A 12602-nucleotide genomic window follows, 5' to 3' on the forward strand; every position below is an offset into this window, starting at 1 on the left:
TTGTGGATTTACCTTACCAAAGCTGATGCGCTGGATATCCCTCAAGCCGCCTCGCCGAGAGGATTTGCCATTCTTGAAGGAGTCCTGTCTCGGGCTCCTTTCCTCCAAGCACCAACCCGTCAAAATCAGCCATTGCGAACTCGGGGTCCAGCAACGGACCTAGTTGAAGCTCGCCTTTGGAATTCACCAGGCTGAGCGACCGCCGGCCATCATGGTGGCCGACTCGCAGCAAACCCACGTAGACTTTCTCTAGCTCGGTGGCGCGCTGGCCTGCAACTCGCAGTGGCCGGACATCCAATACCTGAGCCATGGCGCGCTACCAGCCCAGCAGGGCTTTGACCTGGCCCACTATCCACTGCTGCTCCTCAACTGAGAGGTCCCAAGCCTCGGCCTTCTGGGCGACGCCTCTCGCCATCCGGTCCAGGTTGGCTTCATAAGTCCAGTCGGGATGCTCCAGTGCCTTCCGTTGGCAATATGCCATGAGCTGCTGCGCAAGGTCATCGCAGTAGGAGTAGCGCCTCTGCAGTTCTTCCTCGGTGAGCCCGACGATGTACCGGTCGCCGACCTTTCGAGCGGCCAGCTTCGGTTGGGCGCCGGCCACCGCGCTGAGCGGTGTGCTGCGGGGGAAATCGTCAGGGATGGGCTTGTCGGTGGTCATGGCGCAACTCCGGTGGAGGGGTACGTCAACGCTAAGCCCTGGTCAGACGGTATTGGAGGGGCAACTGCTACACAGTGCGGTTGCCGACCTTCATGGGGTTGGGGTGGCACCTGCCACCAAGCTGGATACGGCCAGCCAGGCCGCGGTTAATTTGTCTAGGGGCAGGTGCTACCTAATACCGGTCGCTTCAAGAAAAACGCCCGCGCAATGCGGGCGTTTTTGTTTTGCGATTCAGGACCGGGAATAAAAAGCTGCGGGGGCGATGGTATCTTTTTAGAGGCTGGGTTATGCCCGAAGGCGACGTTCGGTGCCAAGAAAGGCAAATTCAACATTTATTGCTAAATTAGCCACAAACCTTGTGGTTTGGACCTACCTGCAAGTGCTTGTTTCTAACGCCTACGTAGTTATTTCTGATGCGTTTATCTTTCAAACTGACGAGCGCCGGCATTTCTTTGTGGCTTCCAAAAAGAAGGTTCGTTGTGCGCTGAGCAAATTGTTCGGGGAGCGGCTCTTCAATCCATCGACCATCCTGATGAACGTATTTTGAATAAACCTCACAACCAGGCGAGATAGCCACTATCGAAAGGAGGACAGGCTTGCCGGATGCCATGTCAAGAACCAGCGGTATTTCAGGCCAAGTTTGCGGAGATTTTTTTATCGAACGCCACTCGATTACCTTTCCCGATTGATCTGGATTTACGAATCTAATGACATATTCTTTTGGCTTTGTGCCTGAACGGTTGCTTGCCCATTCGTCCCCTCCACCCTCCGAAATAAGCTCTCTTTCGACAACTAGAATGCGACCGTCTTGTAACTGAACCTCCTCTTTCCAGCTTTCAGAACAGGCACTGAGACATAGCCCAATCATCACGATGCCCATGTATTTTGCTGAATGGGTCATTAACTGGCTAAGAAATTTTTTTCTGTCGTCCGACATGAATGAAGTCCTAATAAAATGACTTGGCATTGAGATTGGCAATCATATCGCATAACGTTTGACCGCTCCTGGCTGATCCCGGACCAACCCTTCAACTGAACCCCGCCCCCTCTCCCCGGTCAAATGTCCGTAACCCTGACAGAGGAGGCTGCCATGAACCTGCTTTCCGATTTCCATGCGCAAGGGGTGCCCTTACCCCACATCCGGCGCATTGCCGCTGACCGCCCCTTGCACTGGCTGCGCGCCGGCTGGCAGGACGTCAAGGCCAACCCGCTGCCCTCGCTGGCCTATGGCCTGCTCTTCGCGCTGGGTGGCGACCTGATCATCCTCGCCCTGCTCCAGAGCCCGCATCTGCTCTCGGTTTCCATTTCCGGCTTCTTCCTCGTCGCGCCGCTGCTCGCGGCCGGGCTTTACGAGTTGAGCCGGCGCACCGAGGCCGGCGAGAAAATCCTGTTCATCGATTCGCTCAAGTGTTTCCGGCGCAACGGCCAGTCACTGGCCTTTTTTGGGCTGATCCTGGCCCTCATCATGCTGATGTGGGAACGTTTTTCCGCCGTCGCCTTCGCCCTGATCGACGCCACCTCGGCGCCGATGGCCAGCGCCTACCTCAACGAAATCCTCTTCGACGGCCAGCACCTGGCTTTCGCCGCCACCTGGTTCCTGCTCGGCGGCGTATTGGCGCTCTTCGTCTATGCGCTGAGCGTCGTTGCGGTCCCGCTCATGCTCGACCGCGACGCCGACGTGGCCACGGCCATGATGACCAGCCTGCGCGCCTTCGTGCGCAATGCCGGTCCCCTGCTGCTATGGGCAGCCATACTCGTCGGTCTGACTCTGCTCGGCTTCGCCACCCTGCTCTTCGGCCTGGTCCTGATCATGCCGATTCTCGGCCATGCCTCGTGGCATGCCTACCGCGAGCTTGTAGAATAGGGTTTCTGCCCCCAGATTCAACGGGCGGCCTGACCGCCCGTTTTTCTTGCCTGGAATATAAAAATGACGACCGCCAATCCCCTGCTCGATTTCTCCGACCTGCCGCGTTTTGACACCGTTCAGCCCGAACACGTCAAACCGGCCATCGAATCGCTATTGACCGCCGGCCGCGAGCTGATCGAACGCCTGACCGCCGACACCACCCCGGCCACCTGGCAGGACTTTGCCGGTGCGCTATCCGATGGCCTGGAGCCGTTCGGCCGCGCCTGGGGCATCGTCGGCCACCTGCATTCGGTCAATGACATTCCCGCCTGGCGCGAGGCTTACAACGAGATGCTGCCGGAAGTCTCGCGCTTCTACGCCGAACTCGGCCAGAACCTCAAGCTGTTCGAGAAATACAAGGCGCTGCGCGACAGCGCCGAATACGCCACGCTGAGCGTCGAACAGAAAAAGGTCGTCAACAACGAAGTGCGCGATTTCCGCTTGTCCGGCGCCGAATTGCCGGATGACCAGAAGCCGCGCTTCCAGGCGATCATGGAAGAACTGTCGCAGCTCTCGGCCAAGTTCGCCGAAAACCTGCTCGACGCGACCAACGCCTTCGCTGAAATCGTTACCGACGAAGCTGTGCTCGCCGGCCTGCCCGACGATGCCAAGGAAGCCGCCAAGACCGCCGCCGAGAAAGCTGGCGTCGAGGGCTGGCGTTTCAGCCTGCAAGCCCCGTCCTACGGCCCGGTCATGCAGTACGCCGACAACCGCGAGCTGCGCGCCCGCATGTACCGCGCCTACGCGACGCGCGCCGCCGAATTCCACGATGGTTCGAGCAAGCCGGAATGGGACAACACGCCGATCATCCAGCGCATGCTTGAACTGCGCGTCGAAGATGCGAAGATGCTCGGCTTCAACAATTTCGCCGAAGTGTCGCTGGCCCCGAAAATGGCCGACACGCCGGCCCAGGTGCTCGCTTTCCTGCGTGAACTCGCGGCCAAGGCCAAGCCGTTTGCCGAGAAGGACATCGCCGAACTGCGCGCCTTCGCCAAGGATGAACTCGGCCTGACCGACTTCCAGCCATGGGATGCGGCCTACGTTTCGGAAAAGCTGCTGCAGGCCCGCTACGCTTTCTCCGAGCAGGAAGTGAAGCAGTATTTCACCGAGCCCAAGGTGCTGGGCGGCCTGTTCAAGGTCATCGAGAGCCTGTTCAACGTCAAGGTCAAGCCCGATACGGCGCCGGTCTGGCACGAGGATGTCCGTTTCTACCGGCTGGAAAGCCCGGCCGGCGATCTGGTCGGCCAGTTCTACCTCGACCTTTACGCCCGCGAAACCAAGCGCGGCGGCGCCTGGATGGACGAAGCCCGCTCACGGCGCCGGGTGCTCAACGGCATTCAGAAGCCGATTGCCTACCTCAATTGCAACTTCTCGCGACCGAACGGCGGCAAACCGGCGACTTTCACGCACGACGACGTCACCACGCTGTTCCACGAAACCGGCCACGGCCTGCACCATCTGCTGACGCGCGGCGAAGAACTCGGCGTTTCGGGCATCCACGGCGTCGAATGGGATGCCGTCGAACTGCCGTCGCAGTTCATGGAAAACTATTGCTGGGAATGGGAAGTGGTCGAGGGCATGACGGCCCACGTCGATACCGGAGCCACCTTGCCGCGCGAACTGTTCGACAAGATGCTGGCCGCCAAGAACTTCCAGAGCGGCATGATGGCCGTGCGCCAGATCGAGTTCTCGCTGTTCGACATGCTGATCCATTCCGATTTTGACCCGAAATCCGGGTTGACCGTGATGGACGTGCTCAAGGACGTGCGCAAGGAAGTCGCCGTACTGCTGCCGCCGGAATGGCACCGTTTCCCGAACAGTTTTTCGCACATTTTCGGCGGCGGTTACGGGGCGGGCTATTTCAGCTACAAATGGGCCGAAGTGCTGTCGGCTGACGCCTATGCGGCCTTCGAAGAGGCTGGAAATCCGTTCGATGCGACGGTCGGCAAGCGCTTCCTCGACGAAATCCTGTCGGTCGGCGGCTCGCGCCCGGCCATCGAGTCGTTCAAGGCTTTCCGTGGTCGCGAACCGAGCGTCGATGCACTGCTTCGTCATAGCGGTATGATTGCGGCTTAAGCGTTTCAGGGAGAAAAGCCATGCGTTATCTGCTCACTTTGTGTCTGGTGCTGGCGACTGCCGGCGTGCAAGCCGAAACCTATCGATGGACCGATACCGGCGGCCAAACCGTCGTTTCGGACACCCCGCCGCCGGGCCGGGCGAAAGGCGTTGTCAAGGTCGGCGGCAAGCCGGAAGCCAGCGATGGTCTGTCCTTTGCCACCAAACGGGCGATGGAGTCGTTTCCGGTCACGCTGTACACCTCCGCCGACTGCGTCAATGACTGCAAGAATGCACGCGACCTGCTGAGCGGGCGCGGCGTGCCTTTCACCGAAAAGATGGTGCAAAAGCCGGAAGATGTCGCCGAACTCAAGGATCTGGTCGGCGACACTTTCGTGCCTTCACTGAAAGTCGGCAAGCAGAGTTCGCGCGGTTTTGAAGCAGGCGCCTACAACAACCTGCTCGACCTCGCCGGCTACCCGAAGAGCGCAGCCAAGATCACGAGCGGCGAGAGCAAGTGAAGATCGCCAGCTGGAATGTAAACTCGCTCAAGGTCCGCCTGCCGCATCTACTCGACTGGCTGGCCTCGGCGAAACCGGACGCGCTATGCCTGCAGGAACTCAAGCTCGAAGACCACAATTTCCCGCGCGCCGAGATCGAGGCGGCCGGCTACCACGTCGCTTTCTCCGGCCAGAAGACCTACAACGGCGTCGCCCTGCTCGCCCGCGAACCGATTGCCGATGTCGTCTGCGGCAACCCGCATTTTCCGGACGAACAGAAGCGCCTGATCAGCGGCACAATCGGCGACACGCGCGTCATCTGCGCCTACATGCCGAACGGCCAGGAAGTGGGCTGCGACAAGTACGACTACAAGCTGCGCTGGCTTGACGGGCTGGCCGTCTGGATTGGCGAGGAAATGGCCAAGTACCCGAAGCTCGCGCTGTGCGGCGACTACAACATCGCCCCGGACGAGCGCGATGTGCACGACCCGAAACGCTGGGCCGACTGCATTCTCGTCTCGCCGCCCGAACGCGCCGCCTTCCAGCGCCTCATCGGACTCGGCCTGAGCGACAGTTTCCGGCTCTTCGAGCAGCCGGAAAAGACCTTCTCGTGGTGGGATTACCGGATGCTCGGCTTCCAGAAAAACCAGGGCCTGCGCATCGACCATGTCCTGCTCTCGAAACCGCTGGCCGACAGCTGCACAGCGGCCGGCGTCGACCGCGCCCCGCGCAAGCTGGAGCGGCCGTCGGATCACGCCCCGGTGTGGGCGGAAGTAGGCGGCTGACCATGAATTCCACGGTCAACCGGGAAAAAGTGCTGAATTTGTACCCGGCGCTGCGCGGCCTGCCAGCCGACCGGCTCGCCGCCCTGCTCCCGCCACAGGCCATCATGCAGCTACCGGCCGGCACCCAGGTTTTTGCCGAACACCAGCCCTGCCAGGGCTTCCCGCTGCTGCTCGAAGGCAGCATCAAGGTCATCAAGCTGGCCGCCAGCGGCCGCGAACTCATGCTCTACCGCGTCGCGCCCGGCGGCTCGTGCATCATTTCATCGAGCTGCCTGCTCGGCCACACCGACTACAACGCCCGCGGCATCGCCGAAACGCCGCTCACCCTGCTCGCCCTGCCGGTCGGCGCCTTTGCTGCGTTGATGGTCGAGCACGCCCCGTTCCGCGATTTCGTCTTTCACCTGTTCGCCGACCGCATCGGCGAACTCATGCAACTGGTCGAGGAAGTCGCCTTCGCCCGCCTCGATCAGCGACTGGCCAAACTGATCCTGGCCCGCAATGAAACGGTGCTCGGCGTCACGCACCAGCAACTGGCCGACGAACTGGGCAGCGTCCGCGAAATCGTCAGCCGCCTGCTCAAAGGTTTTGCCGAGCAGGGTCTGGTCACGCTGGGCCGCGAACAGCTGACGGTAACCGACCGCGCCGGTCTGCAAAAACTCGCTGCTGTGTGACCGAGGTTACATACGCCGCCGGGCCAGCCCGTTACATTGGCGTTGTACACATAACCTGACGGAGAACACACCATGGCTGCAAATGTTGGCGGTATCGACAAAATCCTTCGCATCGTTGCTGGCGCCGGCCTGATCGGCGCAACTGCTGCCGGCCTACTGCCGGTCTGGGGCTACATTGGCATTGTGCCGCTGGCCACCGGCTTGATGGGCTGGTGCCCGGCCTACACGCTGTTCGGCATCAAGACCTGCTCGACGAAGTAAACAACTTCGAGTCCGCAAAAAAACCCGCTTCGGCGGGTTTTTTCATGGGTCCGAACATTTCAATTTCGGGCATTTTTTACGGTTGACCGTGGGATTCTCGCTACGCCCCGGCGGTCAGGTAATTGGCAATGCGCACGTAGTCATCGACCGAAACATCCTCCGGACGCAGGGTCGGGGCGATGCCGAGCTCGGCGAATCCGGCGTCGCTGAGCATGCCTTTCATCGTATTGCGCAGCATCTTGCGGCGTTGCGAGAAGGCGGTCAGGACGACCTGCGAGAGCTTTTCCTGGCTCTTGGCATTGAGTTCGGAAACCGGTTTCGGGATCAGGCGGACAACGGCTGATTGAACCTTGGGCGGCGGATCGAAGCTTTCCGGCGGCACGTCGATCAGCCATTCGAGATAAAAACGGTATTGCAGCATGACCGACATGCGGCCGAAATCGGCATTGCCCGGCTCGGCGACCATGCGCTCGACAACTTCCTTCTGCAGCATGAAATGCATGTCGTGCAGGACGTCGACATAGTCAGCGAGGTGGAAGAGCAGCGGCGTCGAGATGTTGTAGGGTAGGTTGCCGACCAGGCGCAGGTTCTTGCCAATTTTGGCGAAATCGAAGGCCAGGGCGTCGCCTTCGTGGATCGTCATACGTTCCGGCGGGTGCTGTTTTTTGAGGCGGGCGATCAGGTCACGGTCGATTTCGACGACGTGCAGGTGATCGACGCGCTGCATGAGCGGCTCGGTAATCGCCCCCAGACCGGGGCCGATTTCGACGACGACATCGTCGCGCTTCGGGTTGATCGCCGAAACGATGGCGGCGATGACGCCGTGGTCGACGAGAAAATTCTGGCCGAAGCGTTTGCGGGCGACGTGACCCTTCATTGTTTTTTCCTTGTGGCCATGCGCGCGGCTTCGGCGACGGCTTCGAACAGGCTGCCCGGATCGGCCTTGCCGGTGCCGGCCAGTTCGAGCGCCGTGCCGTGATCGACCGAGGTGCGGATGATGGGCAGGCCGAGCGTGACGTTGATGCCTTTGCCGAAGGTGGCGTACTTGAGGGCGGTCAGGCCCTGGTCGTGGTACATGGCGAGCACGGCATCGCCCTGGGCGAGGATGGGCGGCGTGAACATGGTGTCAGCCGGATATGGGCCGGACAGTTGCATGCCTTCGCCACGTAGCTTTTCGAGCACCGGCGTGATGACTTCGATTTCTTCCATGCCGAGGTAACCACCTTCGCCGGCATGCGGGTTGAGACCGGCGACGAGGATGCGCGGCTGCACGATGCCGTACTTGCCGCGCAGATCGGCATGGAGGATGCGCAATGTTTTTTCCAGCACCTCGGAGGTGATGGCCGCCGAGACGTCCTTGAGCGGCAGATGCGTGGTGGCCAGCGCAACGCGCAGCGGGCCGCGCTCGGTGTCGCCGGCCAGCATCATGACGACGAGTGGCGTTCCGGTCTTGTCGGCAAGGTATTCGGTGTGGCCTGTGAAATGCACGCCGGCGTCGTTGATGACGCCTTTATGCACCGGCGCCGTCGCCATCGCGGCAAATTCGCCGGACTGGCAACCGGCCAGGGCGCGGTCGAGCAGCGCCAGCACGTAGGGGCCGTTTGCGGCATCGAGCTGGCCAGCTTGCGCGGGTACGGCGAGCGGAATGTGGATAACGGGTAGACTGCCACGGTCAACCGGAATTTTCGGCGAAAAATCGACAATGCGAACCGGCAGCCCGAGCGCGGCTGCCCGCGCTTCAAGCAGATTGCGGTCACCAAGAATGACCGGCTGGGCATCGCCTTCATAGCCGGCCAGACGCAGGCAGAGCTCCGGACCGATGCCGGCCGGCTCGCCGCTGGTCACGGCTATGACCGGGGGCATCACTTTTCTTCGAGTCGGTTTTCGACGTAGCTACGGTCACGTAGCTGGCGCAGCCAGTCCTGGTAGGCTTCATCGAGCTTGCGTTCGCGCAGGGCCTGACGGGCCACGCCGCGCTGGCGCTCTTCGGAAACGTCGCGTTCGCGGCGCTCGATGACCTGGATCAGGTGCATGCCGAAGGGCGACTGGACGACCGGACTCAGTTCGTTGATTTTCAGGGAATTCATGGCACGCTCGAATTCCGGTACGGTATCGCCCGGGCTGAGCCAGCCGAGGTCGCCGCCCTTGGCGGCCGAACCGTCCTGTGAGTTGAGGCGTGCCTGTTCGGCAAAATCGACGCCGTTGACGATGCGGTCGCGAATGGTTTCGAGCTTGTGCCGCGCATCGGACTCGGAGACCACTTCGTTGATGCGGATCAGGATGTGACGGGGATGCGTCTGCTGCACCGAAGCCGGGGCGCTGCCGCCGCGCTTGTTGAGCAGCTTGACGACGTGAAAACCGGCCGACGAGCGCAATAGCTCGCTGACCTGGCCGGCCTGCAGCCGGCCGGCCGCTTCGGCGTACAGGGACGGCAGGCGATTCAGCGCCCGCCAGCCGAGATCGCCGCCTTGCAAGGCGTCCGGCGCATCGGAGAAGGCGGCGGTCAGTTGGGCAAAATTTTCGCCGGCCTGCGCCCGTTTGAGCGCCTGCTCGCCGCGCAGACGCAGTTTCTGCAATTGCTCCGGGCTGGCCGACTCCGGCGCGCGCAAGAGGATATGCGCCAGCTGGTATTCCTCGCCACCGCCACCACTGGCCGCCTGTGTGGCCAGGTAGTTGTCGATTTCGCCATCGGAAATAATCAGTTTGCTGTCGACCTCGCGTTCGCGCAGGCGAACGGTCACCATCTCGTTGCGAATTTCCTCACGGAACTGGGCGTACTGCACGCCGTCCTTTTCCAGCGCGGCACGGAACTGCGGCAGGGTCATCTTGTTGCCGGCGGCAATGCGGCCAATGGCCTGTTCGAGCTGGTTGTCATCGACCCGCATGCCCGAATCGCGGGCGTATTGCAGTTGCACGCGCTCCATGATCAGGCGTTCAAGCATCTGACGCTCCAGCACATCCTGCGGCGGCAGCGGCGTTCCCTGCTTCTGCAACTGCTTGAGTGCGGCTTCGAGGCGAGTGCGCAAATCATAATAAGTGACGACCTCGTCGCCCACGACAGCGACGATGCGGTCGGCTTCGATAGGTTCCTCCGGCGCGGCGGACACGGGATGCGCCAGCAGGCCGCCGAGGCAGCAGATGAGGACAAGCAGGGTGCGAATAAATGGGGTCATGGTCTTCATTGGGAGGTGAGCAGGCTGCTGCTATTGGGCAACTCGTTGATCTTGCCATAGCCCGGAATACTACGCCGGAGCAGGCCTATCGGATTGGTGCCGATACTACCGAAATCGTTGAGTTCCAGCTGGAAAAACAGCGTGTCGTTGGGGGTACCGGAAATCGCCGCCAGGCGCTGACCGACAACGCGAACGGCCCAGCAACCGGCGTTGTACTCGACACCGGCAATCGACTCAAGGGTCTTCTTGTCACGCAGCGAATAGTTGTAGCGGCCGACGGCGTACCACTTCGAGGCGATCGGCCACTGGCCGGCGACATCGATCTGGTCGACGGTCGAATCGCCGGTCAGCGGATTGCGCGTATAGCGATAACTGCCTGACAGTACCTTGCCGAGCTCCGGCTGGAAGCGTACACCGGCCGAGAAACGTTCGCTGACGTTGTCGCGGAAGTTGTACTCCCAGGCCACGTCGGTATAGGTTTTTGGCGCAACCAGGCCGTTGACCGCAGCGACCAGATTGGAAAAATCGGCAGTGCGCGCCGTCTCGCCGGTAATCGCAACGCGCTGCGGCTTGAAATAGTGACGCTGGCCGACCATGGCCTTGAAACGCTCGACACCGGTTTCGCCGTCGAGCAGGCGCGTCGTCACGGCGGCGGTCAGCTGATTGGCATCGTTGATCCGGTCGTAGCCGCTGTAGCGGTTTTCGGAAAAGATCTGGGCGAAGTTGAAGTCGGACAGCGCTGTATCGAAGAGCGGAATCTGACTCTGATCGTTGTACGGAATATTCACGTAGTAGAGGCGCGGCTCCAGCGTCTGGATGTAGCCGTTGCCAAACCAGTCGCCCTCGCGTTCGAAAACCATCGTCGAATCGAGCGTGAAGGTCGGCAGAACGCGGTTGAAGCTGCTCTCCTGACCGACCAGCTGATTGCTCAATCCATAGTGGCTCATGTGCAGGCCGACCTTGGGCGTAATCTGGAAGGCCGGATGGACGAGGGGCAGCGAGACCTGTGGATAGAAGACGAGACGGTCGCCCTGTATCTTCGTGCTATCGACATGGGTGAAGCGCGAGAACTGGCCGATCATGCTGAGATCGGTGTGCAGCACATTCGGCCGGTAGCCGGTGATGTTGAGCTGCGGCTCGAGAGAATAAGGACGGGTGATCGGCACCAACGGGTCCAGTTGCAGGGTCTGGTAACGCAAGACCTGCATGCTGCTCTGCAGCCAGGGCGACGGCGCGTAGCTCAGCGAAACCTGCTTGGGCAACTGCGTCGCGGAGGTCTGCAACAGGCGGGACGACAGATCCTGCCAGTAGTAATCGTCGGAAACGCCGTTCCAGTTGATGGCGGCCGATACCCCTTGCCCGAGGTTGTGCTGATGCTGGATCCGGTAACCATAGCGTTGACGATTCGCCGACTCGTCGTTCGGCAGATACTCAACGCGGGTCACACCCTGAAAATTGTGGTCGAGGTAGCGAGCCTCGACCCCGAGCTGGAAGCCACGCTTGCTCATGTAACGCGGAAACAGCGTCAGGTCGTAGTTCGGCGCGATGTTCCAGTAATAGGGCAGGGTGAAATCGACGCCACTGCGCGTCGAGGTCGAGAAATGCGGGTGCAGAATGCCGGAACGGCGCTGGCCGTTGAGCGAAAACGAAGCGATCGGTGAATAAAAGAGCGGCACACCGCCGAACCACAGCGATGCGTGCTTGGCCGTGCCTTCATTGTTGTCGTAATCGAGGTGCGTTTCCGCGGTTTGCAGGTACCAGTCTTCCTGCCCAGGCTTGCAGGTCGAAAAGGAATTCGAGAAGAAGGTGTACTGGTTTTCGCCCTCAAACTCGACACGTTCCGCCCGGCCGTTTGCTTCCGTCGGGCGCTGCGGCGGCGATTGCGTCGGCAGGCCGTAGCTGTTCGCGACATTGAGCATCATCGGCGCGCCGGAGGTATTGGCGTTGGTGCCGGCGACCGTCACGACAGTCGGCGTCGAGCTGTAGAACTTGCTCGGCGTTTCCTTGAGAATACGGTAGCGCACGTCTTCGGCCGAGCCGATTTGCTCGTCGAGTTTCATCTTCAAATGCGGCGTATCGATTTCGGTGCCGTCCTGCAGCACACGCACCGAGCCAAAGGCCTCGATCTCGTCGTCGAGCATACGATAAGTCAGACGGTCGGCGAGAATCAGCGAACCGGTCTTGCGCAGTTCGACATTGCCTTCGGCGACCGTAAGCTCTTCTGCCTGACCTTCGATCTGTTCGGCGCTGAGAAACAGCGGGTAATCGTCATCTTTCTTCAGCACGGCCGGAAACTCGATGCCGACCACAGCCGGCGTCGACGCTTGGCGCTTCTTGCCCTGCACATTGAAACGGCGTTCCTGACGCAGGCGAAGCGGCACATCGGCGGCCGCCAACAGCATGACTTCGGGCGACTCCACCGGCGCCTCGGCACTCAATCCGCCCCCCGAAAGCTGCAGGCGCAGCACGTCGTCGGCGGCATGGCTCGCCTGCGCCCCGACAAACAGGCAGCAGACGAAAACAGCGAGCGGACGGCGCGAAAAACCGGGCATCAAGGCAATCAGTAGTGGTTTGGGACCGGAACGGCCGATGC

13 protein-coding genes are annotated in these 12602 nt (G+C 61.1%); 6 read left to right on the plus strand and 7 right to left on the minus strand.

Features of this window, described 5'->3' with window-relative positions:
• Positions 1-13: 13 nt before the first annotated feature.
• From KI610_RS17400 to KI610_RS17410, 3 genes are all read right to left on the minus strand, one after another.
• Complete coding sequence (locus KI610_RS17400) at positions 14-310, minus strand: hypothetical protein (RefSeq protein WP_226496205.1); 297 nt, start codon at positions 308-310, stop codon at positions 14-16.
• Between the two features lie 6 nt (positions 311-316).
• Positions 317-658 carry a hypothetical protein gene (locus tag KI610_RS17405; RefSeq protein ID WP_226496206.1) on the minus strand — a complete coding sequence of 114 codons (342 nt, stop codon included), beginning with the start codon at positions 656-658 and terminating at the stop codon, positions 317-319.
• A gap of 343 nt (positions 659-1001) precedes the next feature.
• Entirely contained in the window at positions 1002-1595 is a 594-nt protein-coding gene (locus KI610_RS17410) for a hypothetical protein (RefSeq protein ID WP_226496207.1), read from the minus strand.
• Between the two features lie 153 nt (positions 1596-1748).
• Between KI610_RS17410 and KI610_RS17415 the strand changes: the two genes are divergently transcribed.
• The 6 genes from KI610_RS17415 (at position 1749) to KI610_RS17440 (ending at position 6836) form a co-directional block, all read left to right on the plus strand.
• Positions 1749-2522, plus strand: a complete 774-nt coding sequence (locus tag KI610_RS17415) for a DUF2189 domain-containing protein (protein ID WP_226496208.1) — start codon at positions 1749-1751, stop codon at positions 2520-2522.
• Between the two features lie 63 nt (positions 2523-2585).
• Positions 2586-4640, plus strand: a complete 2055-nt coding sequence (locus KI610_RS17420) for a M3 family metallopeptidase (protein WP_226496209.1) — start codon at positions 2586-2588, stop codon at positions 4638-4640.
• Positions 4641-4660: 20 nt separating this feature from the next.
• On the plus strand, positions 4661-5140 hold the full coding sequence (locus tag KI610_RS17425; protein ID WP_226496210.1) for a glutaredoxin family protein: 480 nt from the start codon (positions 4661-4663) through the stop codon (positions 5138-5140).
• Positions 5137-5904 (plus strand): exodeoxyribonuclease III, encoded by a 768-nt coding sequence (xth, locus tag KI610_RS17430; protein WP_226496211.1) that lies wholly within the window; start codon positions 5137-5139, stop codon positions 5902-5904. The genes KI610_RS17425 and xth overlap by 4 nt, the downstream gene beginning before the upstream one ends.
• 2 nt (positions 5905-5906) lie before the next feature.
• A complete protein-coding gene (locus tag KI610_RS17435) occupies positions 5907-6575 on the plus strand; it encodes a Crp/Fnr family transcriptional regulator (protein WP_226496212.1) in 669 nt (222 codons plus the stop codon).
• Positions 6576-6647: 72 nt separating this feature from the next.
• Positions 6648-6836, plus strand: coding sequence for a YgaP family membrane protein (locus tag KI610_RS17440; RefSeq protein WP_226496213.1), 189 nt, complete (start codon positions 6648-6650; stop codon positions 6834-6836).
• 100 nt (positions 6837-6936) lie between these two features.
• Here the strand turns inward: KI610_RS17440 and rsmA are convergent, their stop codons facing one another.
• The 4 genes from rsmA to KI610_RS17460 are packed head-to-tail and all read right to left on the minus strand — an operon-like array spanning position 6937 to position 12561.
• Positions 6937-7713, minus strand: coding sequence for a 16S rRNA (adenine(1518)-N(6)/adenine(1519)-N(6))-dimethyltransferase RsmA (gene rsmA, locus KI610_RS17445; RefSeq protein WP_226496214.1), 777 nt, complete (start codon positions 7711-7713; stop codon positions 6937-6939).
• The gene (gene pdxA / locus KI610_RS17450) at positions 7710-8699 is read right to left on the minus strand and encodes a 4-hydroxythreonine-4-phosphate dehydrogenase PdxA (protein ID WP_226496215.1); all 990 of its coding nucleotides are present in this window, start codon (positions 8697-8699) and stop codon (positions 7710-7712) included. The genes rsmA and pdxA overlap by 4 nt, the downstream gene beginning before the upstream one ends.
• The gene (locus KI610_RS17455) at positions 8699-10018 is read right to left on the minus strand and encodes a peptidylprolyl isomerase (protein WP_226496216.1); all 1320 of its coding nucleotides are present in this window, start codon (positions 10016-10018) and stop codon (positions 8699-8701) included. Before KI610_RS17455 ends, pdxA begins: the two co-directional genes overlap by 1 nt.
• A complete protein-coding gene (locus KI610_RS17460) occupies positions 10015-12561 on the minus strand; it encodes an LPS-assembly protein LptD (RefSeq protein ID WP_226496217.1) in 2547 nt (848 codons plus the stop codon). The genes KI610_RS17455 and KI610_RS17460 overlap by 4 nt, the downstream gene beginning before the upstream one ends.
• Positions 12562-12602: the final 41 nt, after the last annotated feature.

Origin of the sequence: Ferribacterium limneticum (genome assembly GCF_020510565.1) — a bacterium.
Taxonomy (GTDB): domain Bacteria; phylum Pseudomonadota; class Gammaproteobacteria; order Burkholderiales; family Rhodocyclaceae; genus Azonexus; species Azonexus limneticus_B.

What these genes read in the sequence shown, in the direction of transcription:
- rsmA (WP_226496214.1), bottom strand. Translation starts at nt 7,713, where the DNA reads ATGAAGGGTCACGTCGCCCGCAAACGCTTCGGCCAGAATTTTCTCGTC.
- KI610_RS17420 (WP_226496209.1), top strand. Translation starts at nt 2,586, where the DNA reads ATGACGACCGCCAATCCCCTGCTCGATTTCTCCGACCTGCCGCGTTTT.
- KI610_RS17440 (WP_226496213.1), top strand. Translation starts at nt 6,648, where the DNA reads ATGGCTGCAAATGTTGGCGGTATCGACAAAATCCTTCGCATCGTTGCT.
- KI610_RS17405 (WP_226496206.1), bottom strand. Translation starts at nt 658, where the DNA reads ATGACCACCGACAAGCCCATCCCTGACGATTTCCCCCGCAGCACACCG.
- KI610_RS17400 (WP_226496205.1), bottom strand. Translation starts at nt 310, where the DNA reads ATGGCTCAGGTATTGGATGTCCGGCCACTGCGAGTTGCAGGCCAGCGC.
- pdxA (WP_226496215.1), bottom strand. Translation starts at nt 8,699, where the DNA reads ATGCCCCCGGTCATAGCCGTGACCAGCGGCGAGCCGGCCGGCATCGGT.
- KI610_RS17425 (WP_226496210.1), top strand. Translation starts at nt 4,661, where the DNA reads ATGCGTTATCTGCTCACTTTGTGTCTGGTGCTGGCGACTGCCGGCGTG.
- KI610_RS17460 (WP_226496217.1), bottom strand. Translation starts at nt 12,561, where the DNA reads ATGCCCGGTTTTTCGCGCCGTCCGCTCGCTGTTTTCGTCTGCTGCCTG.
- KI610_RS17455 (WP_226496216.1), bottom strand. Translation starts at nt 10,018, where the DNA reads ATGAAGACCATGACCCCATTTATTCGCACCCTGCTTGTCCTCATCTGC.
- KI610_RS17410 (WP_226496207.1), bottom strand. Translation starts at nt 1,595, where the DNA reads ATGTCGGACGACAGAAAAAAATTTCTTAGCCAGTTAATGACCCATTCA.
- KI610_RS17415 (WP_226496208.1), top strand. Translation starts at nt 1,749, where the DNA reads ATGAACCTGCTTTCCGATTTCCATGCGCAAGGGGTGCCCTTACCCCAC.
- KI610_RS17435 (WP_226496212.1), top strand. Translation starts at nt 5,907, where the DNA reads ATGAATTCCACGGTCAACCGGGAAAAAGTGCTGAATTTGTACCCGGCG.